Origin of the sequence: Microbacterium sediminicola, from assembly GCF_039531125.1 — a bacterium.
In the GTDB taxonomy this organism is placed as follows: domain Bacteria; phylum Actinomycetota; class Actinomycetes; order Actinomycetales; family Microbacteriaceae; genus Microbacterium; species Microbacterium sediminicola.
This window is the reverse complement of sequence record NZ_BAAAPL010000002.1, coordinates 143965-164829: the sequence shown is the minus strand read 5'-3', so window position 1 is coordinate 164829 and position 20865 is coordinate 143965. Positions and strand designations below refer to the sequence as shown.

At 68.3% G+C, this 20865-nt stretch carries 17 protein-coding genes; 6 read left to right on the top strand and 11 right to left on the bottom strand.

The window, feature by feature from the left end; all coding sequences use genetic code 11:
- The first annotated feature begins 19 nt into the window (after nt 1-19).
- Nucleotides 20-805, top strand: coding sequence for a DNA-methyltransferase (locus ABD206_RS09270; protein ID WP_344073524.1), 786 nt, complete (start codon nt 20-22; stop codon nt 803-805).
- Here ABD206_RS09270 and galK read toward each other — a convergent pair.
- Together galK and galT are read right to left on the bottom strand one after the other, a co-directional pair.
- Nucleotides 794-1999 (bottom strand): galactokinase, encoded by a 1206-nt coding sequence (gene galK / locus ABD206_RS09265; RefSeq protein WP_344071784.1) that lies wholly within the window; start codon nt 1997-1999, stop codon nt 794-796. The two genes, ABD206_RS09270 and galK, sit on opposite strands and share 12 nt — an antisense overlap.
- Nucleotides 1996-3171 (bottom strand): galactose-1-phosphate uridylyltransferase, encoded by a 1176-nt coding sequence (galT, locus tag ABD206_RS09260; RefSeq protein ID WP_344073522.1) that lies wholly within the window; start codon nt 3169-3171, stop codon nt 1996-1998. The genes galK and galT overlap by 4 nt, the downstream gene beginning before the upstream one ends.
- An 81-nt stretch (nt 3172-3252) precedes the next feature.
- Between galT and ABD206_RS09255 the strand changes: the two genes are divergently transcribed.
- Nucleotides 3253-4239: a LacI family DNA-binding transcriptional regulator gene (locus tag ABD206_RS09255; protein WP_344071782.1), complete on the top strand. Its 987-nt coding sequence runs from the start codon at nt 3253-3255 to the stop codon at nt 4237-4239.
- Here ABD206_RS09255 and ABD206_RS09250 read toward each other — a convergent pair whose 3' ends face one another.
- The 5 genes from ABD206_RS09250 to ABD206_RS09230 form a co-directional block, all read right to left on the bottom strand.
- The gene (locus ABD206_RS09250) at nt 4240-6399 is read right to left on the bottom strand and encodes an alpha-galactosidase (protein ID WP_344071779.1); all 2160 of its coding nucleotides are present in this window, start codon (nt 6397-6399) and stop codon (nt 4240-4242) included.
- Nucleotides 6400-6402: 3 nt separating this feature from the next.
- Entirely contained in the window at nt 6403-8145 is a 1743-nt protein-coding gene (locus tag ABD206_RS09245) for a glycoside hydrolase family 35 protein (protein WP_344071777.1), read from the bottom strand.
- Nucleotides 8146-8247: 102 nt separating this feature from the next.
- Nucleotides 8248-9597, bottom strand: a complete 1350-nt coding sequence (locus ABD206_RS09240) for an ABC transporter substrate-binding protein (RefSeq protein WP_425561190.1) — start codon at nt 9595-9597, stop codon at nt 8248-8250.
- A 107-nt stretch (nt 9598-9704) separates the two neighbouring features.
- Nucleotides 9705-10583, bottom strand: a complete 879-nt coding sequence (locus ABD206_RS09235) for a carbohydrate ABC transporter permease (RefSeq protein WP_344071775.1) — start codon at nt 10581-10583, stop codon at nt 9705-9707.
- Nucleotides 10580-11506: a carbohydrate ABC transporter permease gene (locus tag ABD206_RS09230; protein ID WP_344071773.1), complete on the bottom strand. Its 927-nt coding sequence runs from the start codon at nt 11504-11506 to the stop codon at nt 10580-10582. Before ABD206_RS09230 ends, ABD206_RS09235 begins: the two co-directional genes overlap by 4 nt.
- Before the next feature lie 168 nt (nt 11507-11674).
- Between ABD206_RS09230 and ABD206_RS09225 the strand changes: the two genes are divergently transcribed.
- Nucleotides 11675-12682: a LacI family DNA-binding transcriptional regulator gene (locus tag ABD206_RS09225; protein ID WP_425561189.1), complete on the top strand. Its 1008-nt coding sequence runs from the start codon at nt 11675-11677 to the stop codon at nt 12680-12682.
- A 5-nt stretch (nt 12683-12687) separates the two neighbouring features.
- Here ABD206_RS09225 and galE read toward each other — a convergent pair whose 3' ends face one another.
- The gene (galE, locus tag ABD206_RS09220; protein ID WP_344071770.1) at nt 12688-13668 is read right to left on the bottom strand and encodes a UDP-glucose 4-epimerase GalE; all 981 of its coding nucleotides are present in this window, start codon (nt 13666-13668) and stop codon (nt 12688-12690) included.
- A 115-nt stretch (nt 13669-13783) separates the two neighbouring features.
- Here galE and ABD206_RS09215 point away from each other — a divergent pair, with 115 nt between their 5' ends.
- Entirely contained in the window at nt 13784-14812 is a 1029-nt protein-coding gene (locus ABD206_RS09215) for an FUSC family protein (protein WP_344071768.1), read from the top strand.
- 6 nt (nt 14813-14818) lie between these two features.
- On the opposite strand, the gene ABD206_RS09210 is transcribed toward ABD206_RS09215, so the two are convergent.
- Nucleotides 14819-15403, bottom strand: coding sequence for a TetR/AcrR family transcriptional regulator (locus tag ABD206_RS09210; RefSeq protein WP_344071766.1), 585 nt, complete (start codon nt 15401-15403; stop codon nt 14819-14821).
- Between the two features lie 167 nt (nt 15404-15570).
- Between ABD206_RS09210 and ABD206_RS09205 the strand changes: the two genes are divergently transcribed.
- A complete protein-coding gene (locus ABD206_RS09205) occupies nt 15571-16743 on the top strand; it encodes an ABC transporter permease (protein ID WP_344071764.1) in 1173 nt (390 codons plus the stop codon).
- 29 nt (nt 16744-16772) lie between these two features.
- Here the strand turns inward: ABD206_RS09205 and pgm are convergent, their stop codons facing one another.
- The gene (pgm, locus tag ABD206_RS09200; RefSeq protein WP_344071762.1) at nt 16773-18416 is read right to left on the bottom strand and encodes a phosphoglucomutase (alpha-D-glucose-1,6-bisphosphate-dependent); all 1644 of its coding nucleotides are present in this window, start codon (nt 18414-18416) and stop codon (nt 16773-16775) included.
- A 116-nt stretch (nt 18417-18532) separates the two neighbouring features.
- Here pgm and pheA point away from each other — a divergent pair, with 116 nt between their 5' ends.
- Entirely contained in the window at nt 18533-19501 is a 969-nt protein-coding gene (gene pheA / locus ABD206_RS09195; protein WP_425561188.1) for a prephenate dehydratase, read from the top strand.
- Here the strand turns inward: pheA and ABD206_RS09190 are convergent.
- On the bottom strand, nt 19498-20865 hold the full coding sequence (locus ABD206_RS09190; protein ID WP_344071758.1) for a cryptochrome/photolyase family protein: 1368 nt from the start codon (nt 20863-20865) through the stop codon (nt 19498-19500). The two genes, pheA and ABD206_RS09190, sit on opposite strands and share 4 nt — an antisense overlap.

Here is a 20865-nt window from a genome sequence, read left to right as displayed (position 1 = left end):
TCTGGCGGACGAGTCCGCGATGCTCGTCTACCTCGATCCGCCGTTCAACACCGGGCGGGTGCAGGGTCGCGCGATCGAGTCCGCGACCGCACCGGGGGAGGTACGGCGTCCCGGCGCCTACACCCGGCGGGGATTCCACGGGCGTGACTACGAGCGACTGAGAGGTGATCTGCGCACCTACGACGACCGCTTCGACGACTACTGGGGATTCCTGGAGCCACGGCTGGCCGAGGCGTGGCGGGTGCTGCGTCCCGAAGGGACGCTCTACCTGCATCTGGACTACCGCGAGGCGCACTACGCGAAGGTGATGCTGGATGCGCTGTTCGGCCGGGAGTGCTTCCTCAACGAGATCATCTGGGCTTACGACTACGGTGCCAAGAGCAAGCGCCGATGGCCGACCAAGCACGACACGATCCTCGTCTACGTCAAAGACCCGGCGCGGTATTGGTTCGACTCCGCCGAGGTCGACCGCGAGCCCTACATGGCGCCCGGACTCGTCACGCCCGAGAAGGCGGAACGCGGAAAGCTTCCGACCGACGTCTGGTGGCACACGATCGTGCCCACTGCCGGGCGGGAGAAGACCGGATATCCGACGCAGAAGCCCGAAGGCATCCTGCGTCGGATCGTGCAGGCATCCACCCGAGTGGGGGATCTCGTCGTCGATCCGTTCGCGGGCTCGGGAACCACCGGCGCCGTTGCCGCAGCGCTCGGGCGTGATGCCATCCTGATCGACGCCAGCGCGGAGGCCGTTGCCGTGATGCGCGCGCGGCTCCCCGAGGCGGACGTCGTCGACTCAGTGAGCTGAGGTGACGCGTCCGGCGCCGGCCGATGGGTGCACCGCGAAGATGTGGGGCGGAGCAAACCCCGCCTCGGCGAAGGCGACTGTCACCGCCTCCGTCACGGCGGTCACATCCTCGTGTCGCACGAGCGCGATCGCCGCGCCGCCGAATCCGCCGCCGGTCATGCGGGCGCCGATGGCTCCCGCCGCCATCGATGTCGCCACAGCGGTGTCGAGCTCCGGGACCGAGATCTCGAAGTCGTCGCGCATCGAGGCGTGGGAGTCCAGGAGCAGGGCTCCGATCGCCAGGGGACCGCGTGCGCGCAGGACCTCGACGGTGTCCAGCACGCGCTCGTTCTCGGTGACGACGTGGCGCACACGCCGGAACGTGACGTCGTCGAGAATGTCCTCGGCGCGGGCGAGGTCGTCGACGACGAGGTCGCGCAACGAGGAGACCCCCATGGTCGCCGCGCCCAGTTCGCACGAGGCCCGACGCTCGCCGTAGCCGCCCGTGGAGTGTTGATGTTTGACGCGGGTGTCCATCACGAGCAGTTCGAGACCGGCCGCGGCGAATCCGAGCGGCACGGACTGCGTCTGCAGGCTGCGGCAGTCGAGGAACGTCGCGGCATCGGACTGGCCCAGCATGGATGCCATCTGATCCATGATTCCCGTCGGTGCCCCCACCGCGTCGTTCTCGGCGCGCCGCCCGGCGATCGCCAGCTCGCGGCGTGAGAGCCCGAGCTCCCACAGCTCGTTGAGTGCCATCGCCACGGCGCCCTCGATCGCCGCCGACGACGAGAGTCCCGCACCCACCGGAACGTCGGATGCGATGGCGATGTCGGCGCCCGCGGGAATCCCCTCGGCGTGTGCGAGCAGCGCCCAGGCGATGCCGAGCGGGTAGCGAGCCCACTCGACGATCTCGTCGCGCCGGGAGGGGAACAGGTCGTTCAGCTCGACGAGGGGAACCTCGACGGTCTCTTCGGCGAACGTCGACGCGACGCGCACGCGGGCGTCGGCACGCAGGGCGACAGCGGCGTGGGTGCGATGGTCGATGGCGAAGGGGAGCACGAAGCCGTCGTTGTAGTCGGTGTGCTCGCCGATGAGGTTCACGCGGCCGGGAGCTGACCAGAGACCCGACGGAGCGGCGGCGAACGCGGCCGCGAAGAGTTCCGCCGCATCGGCGGATGCCGCGGATGCCGCGGATGCTGCGGTGTCGCTCATGCCTGTACCCCCTCGACGTACGCGGAGGCCACGGCGGCGCGGATCCGCTCGGCGGCCGCCTCGGGCGGGACATCCCCGATCCAGGCGCCCATGGCGGCCTCCGATCCTGCGAGGAACTTCAGCTTGTCGGCCGCACGTCGCGGCGAGGTGATCTCCAGGTGCATGCGCACGGTGTCGCGGGCGACGTGCACGGGGGCTTGGTGCCAGGCGGCGATGTAGGGCGTCGGGGTGTCGTACAGCGCATCGATGCCACGGAGCAGCCGCAGGTAGAGCGGGGCGAGCTCATCGCGCTCGGCGTCGGTCGTCTCGGCGAAGTCTGCGACGTGGCGGTGCGGCATGAGGTGCACCTCGATCGGCCAGCGCGCCGCGAAGGGGACATATGCGGTCCAGTGCTCGCCCGAGAGCACGACGCGGCTGCCGCCGCGCTCGAAGTCGAGCACCCGCTGCATCAGATCGGGCGCGGTGCGCTCGATGTTCGAGAGCAGACGCTGGGTGCGGGGTGTGACATACGGGTAGGAGTAGATCTGACCGTGCGGATGGGGGAGGGTGACCCCGATCGCCTCGCCGCGGTTTTCGAAGGGGAAGACCTGCTGGATGCCGGGCAGGGCGGACAGCGCAGCGGTGCGGTCGGCCCATGCCTCGATGACGGTGCGGGCGCGAGTCGCGGTCTGCGTCCCGAACGAGCCGGTGTGTTCGGGGCTGAAACAGACGACCTCGCAGCGCCCGACCGAGGTGCGGGTGTTACCGAGAGCCAGAGCATCCAGGTCGTCGAGGCTGCGGGGTGCGTCGTCGGCGACCGGGGTGTCGCCGTGTGCGGCTGCGAGGGCCGGGCCGAACGAGGGGGACTTGTTCTCGAACACGGCGACGTCGTAGCGCGACGGCAGCTCGGAAGGATTGGTGGGCGTCTGCGGCGACAGCGGATCGAGTTCGGCGGGTGGAAGGAATGCGCGGTTCTGGCGGGCGGCGGCCACGGAGATCCAGTCGCCGGTCAGCACGTCCTGGCGCATCGTCGCTGTGGCCGGGCGCGGCCCGAGGTCGCGGGTGTCGATCGCGCGGTCGGGGCCGAGTTGCGTTCCGGGGTCGTCGTAGTAGAAGAGGTCGCGGCCATCGGCGAGGGTGTCATCGCGACGGACGACGCCCGCGCCGAGTTCGGTCACGGGGAGCTGGCGCATGTTCACGATAACATCGTAGACATTCTGCATGCTATCGTCAACATGATCCCGCTCGGGGAACCATGACCCTGTGAGGCAACTATGAACGCCAAACGCGCCTCGATGGCGGATGTCGCCGCCCTTGCGGGAGTGTCGGCGCAGACCGTCTCACGCGTCGTGAACGGGAGCGCTCGGGTCGACCCCGCCACCCGAGACCGCGTCGAGGCGGCGATGCTCGAGTGTGGCTACCGTGTGCACCGCGCAGCCCGTGCCCTGCGCACTGGTCGCAGCGGAACGATCGGCGCGGTCGTATCGACGCTTGCCACGGTCGGCAACTCGCTCATGCTCGAAGCCGTCACCGATGCCGCCGCGTCCCGCGGCTACGATGTCGCCGTCGTCACGCTCCGCGACGGCGCCGCGTCCGCTCTTGAACGCCTGCGCGAGCAGGGTGTGGACGGCGTGGTTGTCATCAACGAGGCATCCGCGCTCGCTCGCAGTGCCGAGCTGCCGGTCGGCCTCCGCCTGGCCGTCGTGGACTCCCCGCCCGATGACCGTTACTCAGGTGTAGAGACCGATCACGTCGGAGGAGCCACGGCCGCCACCGCGTATCTGCTGGATCTCGGGCACGCGACGGTGTCACACCTCGCGGGCCCCGCGACCTCGTACGCGGCATCCGAGCGCGAACGCGGCTGGCGGTCGGCGTTGGACGACCGAGGCGTCGAGCGGGGCGAGCCCGTGCGCGGATCGTGGAGTTCCGCATCCGGGTACGAGGCGGCCCGGCTGCTCATCGAGACCCGAGCGATCGGCACGGCCCTGTTCGTCGCCAACGACCAGATGGCGCTCGGTGCGCTGCGGGCGCTGGCCGATGCCGGGTTGCGGGTGCCCGAGGATGTCTCGGTCGTCGGCTTCGACGATGTCGCTGACGCTGCCAACTATCGCCCTCCGCTCACGACGGTGCGGCAGGATTTCCACACTCTCGGCGAGGCCGCCGTCGCAGCGCTGTTGGATGAGACGGGCACGGGCGGGCGACACGTGGTCGCCGCCCCCCTCGTCGAGCGCGGCAGCGCGGCAGCGCCCACGGCGACCTGATCAGTCCAGCGCGACGGCTTCGATGAGCGCCGCTGACTGCGGATACTGCATCGGGGGGCGAAGCCCCGCCGTGCGCGCTGTGCGGCCGGACATGACCACCGACGTTTCCGACCAGGCGAGCGTCGACTGCCCGGGGTGGCCGCCGGCGCCGTCCGGAGCGATGAGGCCGATGCGGTAGCGGCGTTCGTCGTCGAGTCCCGGCAGGGTGACCGGCGCCGGCGGGTGGAAGGCGCTGGTCGTCACCTGGGTGAGCGAGAAGAGGGCTCGTGACCCGTCCGCCGCGACCACGCCGCGCAGGTCGAGCGAGGGATCCGCGAGGTCGGCGTGCACCCGGCGGCCCGTCGCGATCATCTCTCGGGCGTCCTTGTGCACCGACACCCACGCGGCGATGCGCGACAGTGTCTCGTCGTCCTCGCGGGTGAGGTCCCATTCGATCCCGAAGTGGCCGAACAGGGCGGTGATGGCGCTCAGCTCGAGCGAGGCCGTACGCCCCGTCGAGTGCACCACGGGGCTCGTGAGGTGCGCCCCCATCATTTCGGGCGGCACCACCAGGCCCGTGTAGCGCTGGATGTCGAGACGCTCGATCGGGTCGAGGCAGTCGCTCGTCCAGATGCGGTCGGTGTGCTCCAGGATGCCGAGGTCGACGCGCGAACCGCCGGAGGCGCAGGACTCGATTTCGAGCCCGGGGTGCTTCGCCTTGAGTTCGTCGAGCAGTCGGTACAGCGCCAGCACATTCGCGTGGCCGCGGAACCCCGCCCCCGCGCCGCCGCCCGGTTCGAGCAGATCGCGGTTGTGGTCCCACTTGAGGTAGGCGATGTCGTATTCGTCGAGCAGGGCGTTCAGCCGCTCGGAGAGGTAGGCGTAGGCATCCGGGTTCGACAGGTCCAACACCTGCTGCTGGCGACCGGGCCGGGGGAGTTCGCCGCGGGCGCGCAAGATCCAGTCCGGATGCTGCCGGGCGAGGTCGCTGTCGGGGTTGACCATCTCAGGTTCGACCCAGAGGCCGAACTCCATCCCGAGGCCGGTGACGTAGTCGATGAGCGGTGCGAGCCCGTCGGGCCAGACATCCTCGTCGACGTACCAGTCGCCGAGGCCCGCGGTCTCGCCGCGGCGTCCGCGGAACCAGCCGTCGTCGAGCACGAATCGCTCCACTCCGACCTGGGCCGCGCGGTCGGCGAGCGCCTGGATCGTGGGGAGGTCGTGGTCGAAGTAGACGGCCTCCCAGGTGTTGAGCGTGACCGGGCGGGGTCGTCGTGGGTGCTGGGCGCGGGCGCGCAGCTCGTCGTGGAAGCGGGCGGCGAACGTGTCCAGCCCGTCGCCCCACGATCCGACCGCCCACGGACTCGCGTAGGACTCGCCGGTGGTGAGGGTGATCTCGCCGGCGGTGAGGAGTTCACCGGCCCAGATCACGCTGTCGCCGGTCGGAGTGCGCTCGGCGGTCATGCGCTGATCGCCCGACCACGCCAGATGCACGCCGTGGACCAGGCCGCGTTCGAAGCCGAAGCCGGGGGTGCCGGCGACTACCACGAGGGTCGCATCCGCCCCGGGCCTGCCGCGGCGACTCTCGCGAACGTGGCCGCCGACCGTGAACGCGCTGCGCTGCGGCGACCGCTCTCGCAGGTGGTGCCCCGTCGTGGTCAGTAGCTCGCGCGCGCTCGACGGCACGGGAAAGCCGAGCTGCAGCGACTGCAGTCGGTATGGCGCATCGCCGAGGTTGGTGAGGGTGTGGCGCTGACGCACCGCCCCTCCGGCCCCGACGATGATCTCGGAGACGACGCTCAGCTGCGCCTCGGTGTCGCGCAGCCAGAACCGCGCTGAGACGTCGTCGATGATCGCATCGTGCAACGTCAGGCGGCTCGAGAAGTCACGACCTGAGCGATCTCCCTCCAGGCCCGGCGAGGTGAGCCATCCGCCCGAGGCCTGCGGCAGGATCGTGAGTCGACCGGTTTCGTCCAATCCCCCCGACACTCGCTGGGGCACGGCACCGCGTGTGATCCCCGCGAGCTCGTCTGCGTCCAGTTCGCCGAGGTCCTCGCCCCAGTGGACGATGACCGGCTGGTCGGCGCTGTGCACATCGAGCACGACGCTCGTGCCGCCCTGTCGCAGGTGGACGACGGGAGGCAGAGTGCTCGACGGCGCGGTGTCGGGGGGAGTGGGCATGGATCAGTCCTCGAGGTAGCCGAGCTCAGCGCTCGCGAGGAAGCGTACCGAGGGGATCGTCACGTTCTCCAGCTCGACGATCACGACCGTGTTCTCGCCCGCACGCGTCGCGGGGCCCGGCACGAACAGCGTGCGCTGCGGACCGTTCTGCCAGTAGCGACCCAAGAAGAAGCCGTTGATGAACGCGTACCCCTTGCCGAACCCGTCGGTGTCGAGGAAGAGGTCGGATGCGGCATCCAGTGTGAACGAGGCGCGCAGGCCCACCGTGCCGGAGTAAGCGGCGGCAGCGGGCGCCGGGGCTGCTTCGAGCACGGATGCTGCGACCGCGGTCACATCGATCGGTGTGGCAGTCCATCCCGTGAGCGCCGCTCCATCCACCGTGGGCACGCCGATGAGTCCCTTGTGCTCGCCGATGCGGCTCGCATAGTTGATGCGCCCCTGGTCCTCGACCAGCAGCTCGAGGCGTCCGGCCGAGGGCAGGGCGATCGTGTGCTCGTGTTCGCGGCGCGACATCCGGCCTACGGGGGTGCCGTCGACCGACGCCCACGCGAGGTCGCGCACCTCGTCCACCGCGAACAGTCCCGCGGGGGCATCGGCGGCGTACAGGACGAGCGCCCCGTCCTGTCCGAGCTGCTCGAAGGTCGCGGGAGCCTCGGTCGTCTGAATCTCGCGGACCAGCGGCGCGAGCCAGTCGCCCGTGGCCTCCAGCGGCACCTCGAGGATCGGGGCGGCGGTGGGGTCTGCGGGCACCTCGTCTGGCACCGGTGCGTACTTGGCGATGACCTCACGGAACGCCCAGAACTTGGCGTTGGGGTTTCCCGCCTCATCCAGCGGGGCGTCGTAGTCGTACGAGGTCGTGATCGCCGAGTAACGGCCCTTGTCGTTTGCGCCGTTCATGAGGCCGAAGTTCGTGCCGCCGTGGAACATGTAGAAGTTCACCGAGGCGCCGGCGGCGAGCATGTCGTCGAGATCTTGTGCTGCGACCTCGGGCGAGGTGGTGTGGTGGTTCGAGCCCCACCAGTCGAACCAGCCGTCCCAGAACTCCGAGCACATGAGGGGCCCGGTGGGCTGGAATTCGCGGAGGGTTGCCAGACGTTCGCTGGCGCGGGAGCCGAAGGAACCGGTCAGGTGCAGGACACCCGGAAGGCTGCCGTTGCGCAGCATGTCGGGCTGCGGCTGATCGACGGTCGTCAGTGGGACCGTGATTCCGGCGGCGCGGGTGACGCGCACGAGCTCCTCGAGGTAGGCCTTGTCGGCGCCGTAGGCGCCGTACTCGTTCTCGATCTGCACGAGGATGACGTTGCCGCCGCGATCGATCTGGCGGGGCGTGACGATCTCGTAGATGTTCTCGAGGAAGCGGGTGATCTCGCGCACGAACCCGGGCTCGGAGCTGCGCAGGCCGAGCGAGGTGTCGGTGGTGAGCCACGTCGGCAGCCCGCCGTTGGCCCACTCGGCGCAGATGTAGGGGCCGGGGCGCACGATCGCGTGCATCCCCTCGGCCGCGACGAGATCGAGGAAGCGACCCAGATCGTTCCAGCCCGTGCTATCCCATTCGCCGCGCACCGGCTCGTGGGTGTTCCACGAGACGTAGGTCTCGATGGTGTTCAGACCCATGAGGCGGGCCTTGTGGATGCGGTCGGCCCACTGGTCGGGGTGCACCCGGAAGTAGTGGATGGCGCCCGAGAGGATCTGGTAGGGCTCGCCGTCGAGGAGGAAGTCGGTGTCGCCGATGGTGAAAGTGGTCACGAGCGCGCTTTCGGTAGGGAGAGAGGTTGATGGGTGAAGGGCAGGAGAACGGCGGGAGGGGAGCTGGCCCCCTCCCGCCGCGTCGCCGTTCCCGGAGAGGGGTTACTGGTTGACCGAGAAGCCCTGGCTGTTGCCGTACTCGACGAGCTGGTCCTGCCAGTCCATGAGTCCGTCGGTCAGGGTCGTCGAACCGTTGTAGGCCTCGCCGACCGTGTCGTTGAAGATGCTGTTCGCGTAGACCTGGAAGGGCAGGTACTGCCAGCCGGTGCCGACCGACTCGGATGCCGCGACGAGCACCTCGTTGATGGCCTGGCCGCCGAAGTACTCCGAGGTTGCGCTCTGGAACTCTTCGGAGTTCAGCGTCGCGGTCGTGGCGGGGAAGCCGCCGGTCTCGACGAACATGTTCACGCTCTCGTCGGAGTTGTTCAGCCACTTGAGGAACCCGGCCGCAAGCGCCGCGTTCTCGGTGCCGGCGAGCACAGCCTGCGCGCTTCCGCCGTTCTCAGCCGAGACCGCTTCGCCGCCGTCGTAGGTCGGCATCGGGGCGACGCGCCACTCACCGGCGGACTGCGGCACGGAGGACTCGAAGTTGCTCGGCATCCACGCACCGGTCACAAGGGTTGCGAGCGTCCCGTTGCCGAGGCCCGTGAACCACTCGTTCGACCAGCCTGAGATGTCGGAGAGCAGGCCCTCGTCGATCAACGTCTGCCACATCTCAGCCCACTCGGTGGCGCCGGCGTCGTTCAGGTCGATCGTGACGTCGGTGCCGTCGGTGGTCGAGTAGGGGCGGCCGCCGGCCTGCCAGATCATCGACTGCGTGAAGCCCGCGTCGCCCGAGTCCGAGGTGATGTACTTCGTGGGGTCGGCCTCGTGCAGCTGACGCGCGACCTCGATGTACTCGTCCCACGTGGTCGGAACCTCAAGGCCGAACTCGTCGAAGATCGTGGCGTTGTAGAACATCGCCATGGGTCCCGAGTCCTGGGGCAGACCGTAGATGCCGCCGTCGAGGGCGACGGAGCCCCAGGTGGACGCCGAATAGTCGGCCTCGAGGTCGCCGAAGCCGAATGACGTGAGGTCGAGGAGGCCGCCGGTCAGGGCGAACTGGGGCATCGCGTAGTACTCGATTTGCGCGACATCCGGGGCACCCGACCCCGCCATGATCGCGTTCTGCAGCGCGGTGTACTGGTCGGCGCTGGTGCCGGCGTTGACGAGGTTGACCGTGACGTTGGGGTACTCCGCCTCGAACGCCGCGACCTGGTCGGCGCTGGAGGGTGCCCACGCCCAGTAGGTGATCTCTCCGCCGGCCTCGAGGGCGGCCTCGATGTCGTCGGCCGAGCCGCCGCCGCTGCTGCTGCCGCCTGACGAGCAGGCCACGAGCGACACCGCCGCGATCGCCGCGACCGAGACTCCGGCGACGCGACGAAGCGCCGTTCCGGTGGTCATCTTCTTCATGGTGTTCCTTCCACTTCCTTGTTTGCGGAACCGGGGCAGGGCGCTCCGGGCTGTCTGAGAGGGCTTGTGTCACGAAGCAGTGCCTCCCGGGCTGCTCCAGATCTGGGCTACTCCTTGACGCTCCCCGCCGTGAGCCCCGACTGCCAGAACCGCTGCAGCAGCAGGAATGACACGACGATCGGGATGATCGACAGGAACGCGCCGGTGAGCACCAGGTTGTAGATCGGTTGCGCGCCGGCGCCGGTCGCCTGCGCGTTCCACTGGTTCAGGCCCACCGTCAGGGGGTACCAGTTCGGGTCGCTGAGCATGATGAGCGGCAGGAAGTAGTTGTTCCAGGTGGCGACGACCGCGAACAGCAGCACCGTCACGATGCCGGGGACCAGCAGGCGGATCGAGATCGTGAAGAAGGTGCGGATCTCGCTCGCCCCGTCCATCCGCGCGGCCTCGAGCAGCTCGGTCGGGATAGCATCCGTCGCGTAGACCCAGATGAGGTACAGACCGAACGGGCTGATGAGCGAGGGGATGATGATCGCCCACGGGGTGTTGGTCAGCCCCATCTGGCTGAACAGCAGGAAGGTCGGGACGGCCAGGGCTGTTCCCGGCACGGCGACCGCGCCCAGCACCACGGCGAAGTAGATCTTGCGACCCTTGAAGTTGTACTTGGCCAGGCCGTAGCCGGCCATCGTCGCCAGCAGGGTCGCACCGCCCGCACCCACCACGACGTACAGCAGCGTGTTGCCGAGCCACCGGACGAAGATGCCGTCGTTGTAAGTCAGGGTGTCGACGATGTTGTCCCAGAGGGCGAAGTCACCGCCGAACCACAGACCGAAGGTGGTGAACAGGTTCTCCTGCGTCTTGGAGGCATTGACGAACAGCCAGAACAGCGGCACGAGGGTGTACAGCAGGTACACCGACATGACGAGGGTCAGCACGAGCGACTTGCGCTTGTGCGTCGGAGAGGTGTGCGCGTAGGTGCGGGTGTTCATCGCTGCTCCTGCCGTGAGCCGCGCAGCTGGACCACGTAGGCGATCACCGCGGTGATGATGCCCATGATGATCGCCACGGTCGCGGCGTAGTTGTACTGCTGACCCGCGAACGACAGGTTGTAGGCGTACATGTTGGGCGTGTAGAAGGTCGTGATGATGTTCGGCGCGAGCGGCTGCAGGATGTTCGGCTCGTTGAACAGCTGGAAGCTGCCGATGATCGAGAAGATCGTCGCGATCACCAGCGCCCCGCGAACGGCCGGGATCTTGATCGAGAAGATCGTCCGCCAGGCGCCGGCGCCATCGATGGAGGCCGCCTCGTAGAGCTCGGAGGGGATGGTCTTCAGTGACGAGTAGAAGATCAGCATGTTGTAGCCGACGAACTCCCAGGTCACGATGTTGCCGATCGCGACGAGGATCCATTGCGAGCTGAACGGCTGGACGACGTCTCCGCCGAGCAGATCGTTGAGATTGGATGTGAGACCGAACTGATCGCCGTAGATGTAGCCCCACATGAGAACGGCGACCACCGCGGGAACCGCGTAGGGAAGGAAGATCACGATGCGGTAAAAGCCGGTCGCGTGTAGTCGTGCACTGTCGATCGCGAGGGCCGCGGCCAAGGCTAGACCCAGCATGATCGGCACCTGTACGACGAGGAAGACCAGAACCCGCAGGAAACCGTTCCAGAACCGCTCGTCAGTCAGTGCGGCGATGTAGTTGTCGAGGCCGACGAAAACGGTGCCGCCGATGAGCTGGTCCCGGAACAGGCTCAGCCCGAGGGCGTAGACGAGCGGCGCCAGGAAGACGAGGGTGAAGACAATCGCGAACGGACCGGCGAAGATCCAGCCCCTCCAGTCGCTGCGGGAGCGCGTCCGCGGGGTGCGCTTCGAGCGCGGTGCCGCTGCTCGAACTGCTGTTGTGGTCATCATCAACCGAAGCCTCTTCTGTGATGCTCTCTCGACTGGTGCGTCGATGTTGACGTAAACATAGCCCCGCTCTGGGTAGCATGTCAACGTCAACATGGATCGTTGAGGTGAGCGAAGATGCCGAACGGGGATGCCAAAGCCCCCAGACCTGTGCGCCGTCCGGCGTCGATGGCGGACGTTGCACGGCTGGCCGGGGTGTCCGGTCAGACCGTGTCGAGAGTGGCCAATGAGGTTGAGAACGTCGACCCCGCGACCCGCGCCCGCGTGCTCGCGGCGATGCGCGAAGTCGGCTACCGACCCAACCGCGCCGCGCGGGCGTTGCGGTCGGGGCGATTCGGCAGCATCGGAGTGATCATGTTCTCGCTGTCGTCGTACGGGAACACGCGGTCGCTCGAGGCGATCGCCACCGGTGCGGCATCGGCGGGGTACTCGATCACGCTCATCCCGCTGGCATCCGCGTCTCCTATGGCGGTGGCTGCGGCGTTCGCCCGGCTGAGCGAGCACGCGGTCGACGGCGTGGTCATCATCATGGAAGCCCACTACCTCCACGACAGTCAGGTCGAGTTGCCGACCGATCTTCCGATCGTCGTGCTGGATTCAAGCGGTCAATACCCCTATCCGATCATCGACACCGACCAGGCGCAGGGCGCACGCTTGGCGACGCAGCACTTGCTGGACCTCGGCCACGACACCGTGTGGCACGTTTCAGGTCCGGCAGTCTCGTTCTCGGCGACCCGACGTCGGGACTCGTGGCGCGCCACCCTTGAGGCCGCGGGGGCGCGAGTTCCGGAGGTGCTGCGCGGGGACTGGAGCGCGAACTCCGGCTATGACGCGGGGTGCATCCTCGCCGAGCGGGATGATGTCACGGCGGTCTTCGCATCCAACGACGAGATGGCGCTCGGTGTTCTGCGTGCGTTCCGGGAGCACGGCATCCGGGTGCCCGAGGATCGCAGTGTCGTGGGGTTCGACGACATGCGCGAGTCCGCGAACTTCTCACCGCCGTTGACGACGATCCACCAGAACTTCGAGAGGGTCGGCATCCGTGCTCTCGAAGCCCTGGTGCACGAGATCGAGACAGGTGACACGAGTGAACGCATCATCGTGCCGACTCAGCTTGTCCAGCGCGCCAGCACCGCTCCGCCCCCGGCCCGGCCCGGACGCGTTGCGCGTCCCTGAGGCCCTCAGGCAGGTGCCGCGCGGCGGGCCTCCCAGCCGGTGCGCACCATTTCATCGACGGTGTAGCGCATCTGCCAGTCGAGATCGCGGGCGGCCAGTTCGCCGGTCGCCACGATGCGGTCGGGGTCACCCGGGCGTCGGGGCCCGATCTCGGCGGTGAAGGAGACGCCGGTGACCCGGGCCATGGCATCCATGATCTCCTTCACACTCAGACCGTTCTGCGAGCCGAGGTTGTAGGCGGCTTCGACGGGCTCGCCCGCGGCAAGGCGCTGGGCGGCGACGACGTGGGCGGCGGCGATATCTCCGACGTGGACGTAGTCGCGCACGTTCGTGCCGTCGGGGGTGTCGTAGTCGTCGCCGTTGATGCGCGGCGTCTCCCCGGCGATGAGCTTCTCGAAGACGATCGGGAAGAGATTGTGAGGACTGGTGTCGTACACCGACGGGTCCGCGGAGCCGACCACGTTGAAGTAGCGCAGCGACGTGTGGCGCAGGGGTGCGTCGGAGTCGGTGGTCGCGCGGGCCTGGTCGGCGATCAGCCATTCGCCGATGAGCTTCGACTCGCCGTACGGGGAGGCGGGGCGCTTGGGCAGATCTTCGGTCACGAGCGGGACATCGGGAGTGCCGTACACGGCGGCGCTGGAGGAGAACACGATGTTCGTGACTCCCGCGGCCGCCATGGCCTCGAGGACGATACGGGTGCCCTCGACGTTCTGCGCGTAGGTGTGCAGAGGGCGCTGCACGGAGACGCCCGCGTACTTGAAGCCGGCGACGTGGATGACACCGTCGACGTCGTGCTCGCGCAGCGTCGATTCGACAAGTCCCCGGTTGAGGATCGTGCCGTGGACGAACGGCACGCCTGCGGGGACGAACCCCGCGTGGCCGCTGGAGAGGTCGTCGATCACGACGGGGGACAAGCCCGCCGCGGCGAGCGCGCGGACGACGTGGGCACCGATGTAGCCGGCACCGCCGGTGACAAGCCAACTCATGAGATCTATTCTTCCCCCATCCGAGAGCGTCGCCGCGCGCCCTCGAACTCGTGTGGGTCGCGTGACGAGCTGCCCCATCCGAGGAGCTGCTCGCGCGCTCCCTAGGATTGTGCCGATGCACGAGGTGTTGAAGAGTCTGATCACCCTGCGGCCGACCGACGGGCCGCGGTGGCCGCACGCACTGCAGGCGGCGATCGCGCTCATGGCGCCGATCCTCATCGCGACCGCCCTCGGTGATCCGCACATCGGCTACCTCGCGGCCGTGGGCTCTTTCACGGCGCTCTACGGTGCTGCTCTCCTGCCGATCGAGCGCGTGAAGGTGCTGCCATTCGTCGCGGTCGGCCTGCTCGGCTGCGCGGCACTCGGCGCCGTCTTCGGCGCCTCGACACCGTTGACCCTGATCGGCTTGGTTGTTGTCGCGGCGCTCGCCGCGGTGTTCGTCTTCGGCTTCAGCCTCGGCCCGCCCGGTGTCATGTTCTTCATCCTCGTGTACGGCATGGTCGGGCACGTCGTCGCGGTCAAGCCCGACACCGAGACCCTGCCCCTGCTGGCGGCGATCGCGGGTGGGTGCGTCCTCGCGTATCTGTTGTCCATCTCGCCGATCATCCTGAGTCGTCATCGCGAGGGCGGGCGTCCGCTGCGGGAGCTGCTTCCGGCACCGGCCTGGGAGGAGCGCGGTCTCACGCTTCTGTCACGCACGATCCTGGTCGCAGCGGTCGGTGCACTCGCGGGCATCGTCGTGGACCCCGTCCGTTCGTATTGGATCGTCGCGGCCGGTGTCGTGGTCGTGGGGATCTCGGTCGAGCGTGAGCAGATCGTCGGGCGCGGCATCCACCGCATGGTCGGGACGGTGCTGGGCGCGGTGTTCTACCTCGCCTTCACCTTCGTGCCGTGGACGCCGATATGGGTTGCTGTCGTGCTCGGGCTGCTGCAGCTCCTCATCGAACTTGTCATCACGCGCAATTACGCGCTCGCGCTGATCCTCATCACCCCACTCGTGCTCCTGCTGACGGGCGCCGCCACAGGTGACACGGGCTCGATGCAGGTCGCCGTGGAAAGGCTCGTCGACACGATCGTCGGGTCCGCCCTGGGCGTCGCGGCGAGCTTTCTGCCGCGCGTGCGGCGCCGCGCGCAGCGCCCGTAGGTCAGCTTATTCAGCTCGGATCAGGGAGGGCAGCGCGCTCATGAACGCTGATGCCTCGAAGTCGTCGACAAGGGTGCGTTGAACGACGAATCCCGGAACGACGGCGAGCAAGACGGGCGTCGCGGCAATCGCCCACCCTTCAGGATCCTCGATCGAGGTGGAGGCCGTTGCCCAAGCGACGAGGCGCTGTGTGACCGTCGCGCGCAGGGCACGGAGCACGTCCTGGGCCAGGAGCTTTACCTCGGGGTCCAGGCTCGCCTCGGCCCAGATCTGTAGCAGCACGGGCGTCGGGTCTGAGCGGAGGAGCCCCTCGATCAGGGTCCGCGCGATTTCTGCGGGGGACAGGATGCGATCGACGGCGGCGCTGTCCAGGTCGAGCGTGCGCGCTTCGAGCACACGGGCGGCGACAGCGCGGACGAGTTCGTTCTTACTCGCGAAATAGCTGTAGATCGCTCCGGCAGACAGGCCCGACTCCGCAATGATGTGCGCCATCGACGCTCGGCGGTAGCCCTCGCGCAGGAAGCACCGCTCGGCGGCATCCAAGATCTCGTCCCGTCGGTGCGCGCGGTGTTCTTCGCTGATCTTCGGCATGTGCATCGCTCCCTCGCGCCGGCGTGATTCGACTTTACAAATCTGCAGGCGATTCGCATAATAAAGAACGAATATTCGTTTTTAGATCAGGGCAGGCGTGTCGAGGAGCTCACTCGCGGCCTGCGCCGCCGCAGATTCGTCCGTCGCCGAACTCTCCTGGAGTACCCATGTCCACTTCCCGTCCTCCCGTGCTCGCTCGCACCCCGTGGCCCCGCGCCGTGGCGATCGCGCTCGCGCTCTCCCTCGTCGTCGGCGTCGTGCTGCTCGCCTTTGCCTGGCCCGCTGTCACCGCCTCGCCCCACGATCTTCCGGTTGGTGTCGTCGGCACAGATGAGGAAGTGTCCGAGGTGACGGATGCTGTCGCCGAACAGTCCGATGGCGCGATCGCGCTGACCCGCTACGACGACCGCGACGCTGCCGTGGCGGGGATGGAGCAGCGCGAGATCTACGGCGCCGTCATCCTGCCGAGTTCACAGACCGAGGCGCCCGAGGTACTCAAGGCGACCGCCGCGAACCCCGCCGTCGCCCAACTGATCGACGGACTCGCCCAGACGCTGCAGACGCAGATCGATGACCAGATCCGAGCGATGATCGAGTCCTCGATCGCAGCAGCACAGACCGCCGCCGCCGCGCAGGTGCAGGCACTCGTCCAGGCGGTTCAAGCCGGTGAAACTTCCCAGCTCCCCGCTCCAGGCGCGGAGAACTCGATCACGATCCCCGATGTCACCGTCCAGGTCACCGACATCGTGCCTCTCGCCGCCTCCGATCCGCGCGGGACGGGGCTGGCGGCGGCAATGTTCCCGCTCGTTATGGGGGGGATGATCGGCGGCATCGGCCTTACTCTGCTTGTCAAGGGCGGAGGCCTGCGCCGCGCGATCGGGGTTGTCGTCTACGCGGCGGCCGCGGGGTTCGTCCTCGCCGGCATCCTGCAGGGCATGTTCGGCGCGCTGCAGGGCAGCTTCGGACTGAACGCCCTCGGGCTCGCGGTGTCGGTCGGGGCGATCGCCTCGACCATTACAGGAATTGCCGGCCTCATCGGCCCGCTCGGCGTCGGCGTCGGCTCGGCATTCACGATGCTGATCGCCAACCCGATCTCGGCGGCGACGGTGCCGGTGCAGTTCATCGCCTCCCCCTGGGGTGCGATCGGTCAGTGGCTTCCGCCGGGCGCCGCGGCCACGCTAGTGAGAAATCTCTCGTACTTCCCTGACGCGAGCACGACCCAGCAGTGGGTCCTGCTGATCGTGTGGATGGCAGTGGGCTTGGCTCTCACTCTCATCGATATCCCGAACCGCCGCCTCAAGGCCGGCGAGACCGCGGCCGAACACCCGCTCACAGTCTGAGCGGAGTGCGGCCGCCCTCAGTCGATGATTCAGATCCCGCTGAGTGCCGCCGCCACGACCGCGCGCGCTTCCTCCTGCACCTGACGAAGGTGCTCCTCACCCTTGAGCGACTCGGCGTAGAGCTTGTAGACGTCCTCGGTGCCGGAGGGTCGCGCGGCGAACCACGCGCTCTCGGTCTGGACCTTCAGCCCGCCGATCGCCGCGCCGTTGCCGGGTGCATGGGAGAGTTTGGCGATGATCGGCTCCCCGGCGAGCTCGGTCGCGGTCACCGCATCCGGCGACAGCTTCGCCAGCGTTGCCTTCTGCGCGGGGGTCGCAGGAGCGTCCACGCGTTGGTACACCGAAGCGCCGAACTCGGCCTCGAGCTCGGCGTAGCGCTGCGAGGGAGTCTTACCGGTCACCGCGAGAATCTCGGATGCCAGCAGGCACAGGATGATGCCGTCCTTGTCGGTGGTCCACACCCCGCCGTCGAACCGCAGGAACGAGGCGCCCGCCGACTCCTCGCCACCGAACGCAACGGAACCGTCGATGAGACCCGGAACGAACCACTTGAAGCCGACCGGCACCTCGACGAGGGTGCGACCGAGCGATGCGGCGACATGGTCGATGATCATCGACGACACCAGGGTCTTGCCGATCGCCGCATCCTTCGACCAACCGTCTCGGTGGGAGAACAGATAGTCGATCGCGACCGCGAGGAAGTGGTTAGGGTTCATGAGGCCCGCGTCGGGCGTCACGATGCCGTGCCGATCGGCGTCCGCGTCGTTCCCCGTGAGCAGGTCGTAGTCGTGCCGCTTGGCTACCAGTGCTGCCATCGCCGACGGGGAGGAAGGGTCCATGCGGATCTTCTCGTCCCAGTCCAACGTCATGAAGCGCCACGTCGGGTCGACCTCGGGGTTGACGACCGTCATCTCGAGTTCGTACATCTCGGCGATGCGGGCCCAGTAGTCGACGGATGCTCCGCCGAGGGGATCGGCGCCGATCCGGATGCCGGCGCGGCGGATGGCATCCAGATCGATGATGTTGACCAGATCGCTGACGTAGGACTCGCGGAAGTCGTATGTCTCCAGCGTCGAGCGGTCGATGTTCGCGAACGGGGTGCGCTGCACACCCGCCATTCCCTCAGCGATGAACTTGTTCGCGCGCGTCGCGATCCAGCCGGTGGCGTCGGTGTCTGCGGGGCCGCCGTGGGGCGGGTTGTACTTGAAGCCGCCGTCGCGCGGAGGGTTGTGGCTCGGTGTGACGACGATCCCGTCAGCGCGACCAGGGTCGTGGTCGCTGCGCCCACGGTTGTAGGCGAGGATCGCGTGGCTCAGGGCCGGTGTCGGCACCCACGAGTCGCGGGAATCGACCAAGAACTCGATGTCGTTGCCGACCAGCACCTCGATCGCGGTGCGTTCGGCGGGCAGCGAAAGCCCGTGTGTGTCGCGGCCGAGGAACACGGGCCCCTGAATACCCTGCGCTCGGCGGTAGTCGATGATCGCCTGCGTGGTGGCGAGGATGTGGTCCTCGTTGAAGCTCGTGCTGAGCGACGAGCCGCGGTGTCCGCTCGTTCCGAAAGCGACCCGCTGCGTCGGGATCGACGCGTCCGGCTTCAGGTCGTAGTACGCGTTGATCAGCTCATCGATGTCGATGAGGTCGGACGGTTCGGCGGGCAATCCTGCGCGACTCATGGCACCAGTCTGCCTCGTTTCTCCTCCGGCCGCTGAGGTGACGTCCGGAGGGTGGAATGGAGCAGCTGAGAATTCACCCCGCCACGGAGCCGCACCCCGGTCTAGGCTGAGTGGCCGTGACTACCAACGCGAGCCCGCCCGTGCCGGCCTCCCGCCGCACGTACAGCTTCCTCGGGCCCGCGGGAACCTTCACCGAGGCGGCCCTCGCGCAGGTGCCCGAGGCGCGCGGACAGAACTGGCGGCCGGTGCGCAACGTCGGCGAGGCGCTCGCCGACGTCGTCGAGGGACGATCAGATGCGGCGATGATCGCCATCGAGAACTCCGTCGACGGTGGCGTCTCCACCGCGCAGGACGCGCTCGCGACGGTTCCGGGCTTGCGGATCATCGGGGAGTACCTCGTTCCCGTCGAGTTCGTCCTGGTGGGTCGCCCCGGGGCGACGCTCGAGGACGTCTCCCTGGTCGCCGCCCACCCCGTTGCCTATGCGCAGTGTCTGGGGTGGCTCTCGAACACGCTTCCGGCGCACGCGCACATCCCCGCGGCATCCAATGTCGCCAGCGCTCTGGGGCTTATCGAGGGCGACTCGCAGGCGGATGCCGCCATCGCGGCTCCCGGCATCCTGGAACACCACGACCTCGAGCTGCTCGCTCAGGGGATCGGCGACAACGAACACGCGGTGACCCGGTTCGTGCTGGTCAGCCGCACGGTGGCGCCGCCCGCGCCGACGGGTGCGGACAAGACCTCGCTGCTGGTCGAGCTGCCGGATGACTACCCCGGCGCGCTGCTGGAAATGCTCGAGCAGTTCGCGACCCGCGGCATCAACCTGAGCCTGCTCGCGTCGCGTCCGATCGGCGATGCCCTCGGGCGGTACCGGTTCGTCGTCGACGCCGACGGACACATCGAGGACGAGCGGATGGCGGATGCGCTGCTCGGCCTCCGCCGCTTCAGCCCCAAGGTCACCTATCTCGGCTCCTACCCCCGCGCCGACCGCGCCATCGTGCGGTACTCCGAGCGGTACGCCGACGACGTCTTCGTCGAGGCCCGCGACTGGTTACGGGGCCTGCTTTCCGGGGAGCCCGAGGTCTAGTCTCTCGCCGGCGCTGCCGCTTTCACGCGGTCGTAGGCGGTGAGCGCTGCGCGGCGGGAGGCCGCGAGGTCGACGATCGGCGCGGGCCGGAGGCCGTCGGGGAGCCACCGCGCGCGGTATGTGCCGTCGGGGTCGAACCTGCGAGCCTGCAGGTCGGGGTTGAACACGCGGAAGTACGGTGCTGCATCTGCGCCCGACCCTGCGACCCACTGCCAGCTGAAGGGGTTGGATGCGGCATCCGCGTCGACCAGCGTGTCCCAGAACCATCGCTCGCCCGCGCGCCAGTCGATGAGCAGGTTCTTCGTGAGGAGAGATGCCACGACCATGCGGACGCGGTTGTGCATGGTGCCGGTATGCCACAGTTCGCGCATGCCGGCGTCGACGAGTTCGATCCCGGTCTCGCCGCGCTGCCAGGCGCGCAGCGCCGCCTCATCGAGGGGCGGCCAGGGGAAGGCATCGAACGCCGGTCTCCAGTTCGTGGTCGCCAGATCGGGGGAGTGGAAGAGCGTGTGCCAGGCGAACTCGCGCCATCCGAGTTCGGAGAGGAACTTCTGGGCGGCGGCAGGATGGTGCGCAGCCCTCGGATGCCGCAGCGTGTCGTGCCACACCCGGTGCGGGCTGATCTCGCCCCAGCGCAGGTGGGGGGACAGTCGCGACGTGACGTCGCGGTCGGGGCGGTCGCGTTCGGCGTCGTAGTCGGGCAGGTCGGTCGAGAGGAACTCCTCGAGCCGCGCTCGCGCGGCGTTCTCGCCGGGGGTCCACGTCGCGGTGAGTCCCGCGGCCCAGTCGGGTGCGGTGGGGAGAAGTCCCCAGTCGTCGAGGCTGTCACCTTCCGGCGACGAGCGCGGCCCGGGGAGCGGGCTGGGGTGTGACAGGGGAAGGCGGGGTGCGGGGAGTGCGCGACATGCCGCCCAGAACGGCGTGAAGACCGAGTAGGGCCCGCCTGCGCCGGTGCGCACAGTCCAGGGTTCGAACAGCAGCGACGCCCCGAATGAGTCGACCCGAAGACCGCGTTCGCGAAGAAGGGTCTTCAGCTCGGCGTCGAGATCGCGCTCGGGTTGCCCGTAGCGGCGATTCCAGAAGGCCGCGTCGGCGTCGGCGTCGGTGACGAGCTCGGGGATCCGTGAGGCTGCCGCGCCGCGGCGCAGCACCAGCGGGATGCCGAGCGCTGCCAGATCAGCGCGCAGTGAGGAGAGCGAGTGATGCAGCCACCACCGACTCGCGCCGCCCAGCGGCCGGACGCCGGGCGAGACCTCGTCGAGGACGTACACCGCGATCACGGGATCGCCGGTGTTGACCGCAGCCGTCAGAGCGGGGTTGTCGCCGACACGCAGGTCATCGCGGAACCAGACGATCGCAGTCAC

Bases quoted from the DNA above. Each gene is read 5' to 3' on its own strand.
- ABD206_RS09270 (WP_344073524.1), top strand. From the start codon at position 20: ATGCTCGTCTACCTCGATCCGCCGTTCAACACCGGGCGGGTGCAGGGT.
- galK (WP_344071784.1), bottom strand. From the start codon at position 1,999: ATGAGCGACACCGCAGCATCCGCGGCATCCGCGGCATCCGCCGATGCG.
- galT (WP_344073522.1), bottom strand. From the start codon at position 3,171: ATGCGCCAGCTCCCCGTGACCGAACTCGGCGCGGGCGTCGTCCGTCGC.
- ABD206_RS09255 (WP_344071782.1), top strand. From the start codon at position 3,253: ATGAACGCCAAACGCGCCTCGATGGCGGATGTCGCCGCCCTTGCGGGA.
- ABD206_RS09250 (WP_344071779.1), bottom strand. From the start codon at position 6,399: ATGCCCACTCCCCCCGACACCGCGCCGTCGAGCACTCTGCCTCCCGTC.
- ABD206_RS09240 (WP_425561190.1), bottom strand. From the start codon at position 9,597: ATGAAGAAGATGACCACCGGAACGGCGCTTCGTCGCGTCGCCGGAGTC.
- ABD206_RS09235 (WP_344071775.1), bottom strand. From the start codon at position 10,583: ATGAACACCCGCACCTACGCGCACACCTCTCCGACGCACAAGCGCAAG.
- ABD206_RS09230 (WP_344071773.1), bottom strand. From the start codon at position 11,506: ATGACCACAACAGCAGTTCGAGCAGCGGCACCGCGCTCGAAGCGCACC.
- ABD206_RS09225 (WP_425561189.1), top strand. From the start codon at position 11,675: ATGGCGGACGTTGCACGGCTGGCCGGGGTGTCCGGTCAGACCGTGTCG.
- galE (WP_344071770.1), bottom strand. From the start codon at position 13,668: ATGAGTTGGCTTGTCACCGGCGGTGCCGGCTACATCGGTGCCCACGTC.
- ABD206_RS09215 (WP_344071768.1), top strand. From the start codon at position 13,784: ATGCACGAGGTGTTGAAGAGTCTGATCACCCTGCGGCCGACCGACGGG.
- ABD206_RS09210 (WP_344071766.1), bottom strand. From the start codon at position 15,403: ATGCCGAAGATCAGCGAAGAACACCGCGCGCACCGACGGGACGAGATC.
- ABD206_RS09205 (WP_344071764.1), top strand. From the start codon at position 15,571: ATGTCCACTTCCCGTCCTCCCGTGCTCGCTCGCACCCCGTGGCCCCGC.
- pgm (WP_344071762.1), bottom strand. From the start codon at position 18,416: ATGAGTCGCGCAGGATTGCCCGCCGAACCGTCCGACCTCATCGACATC.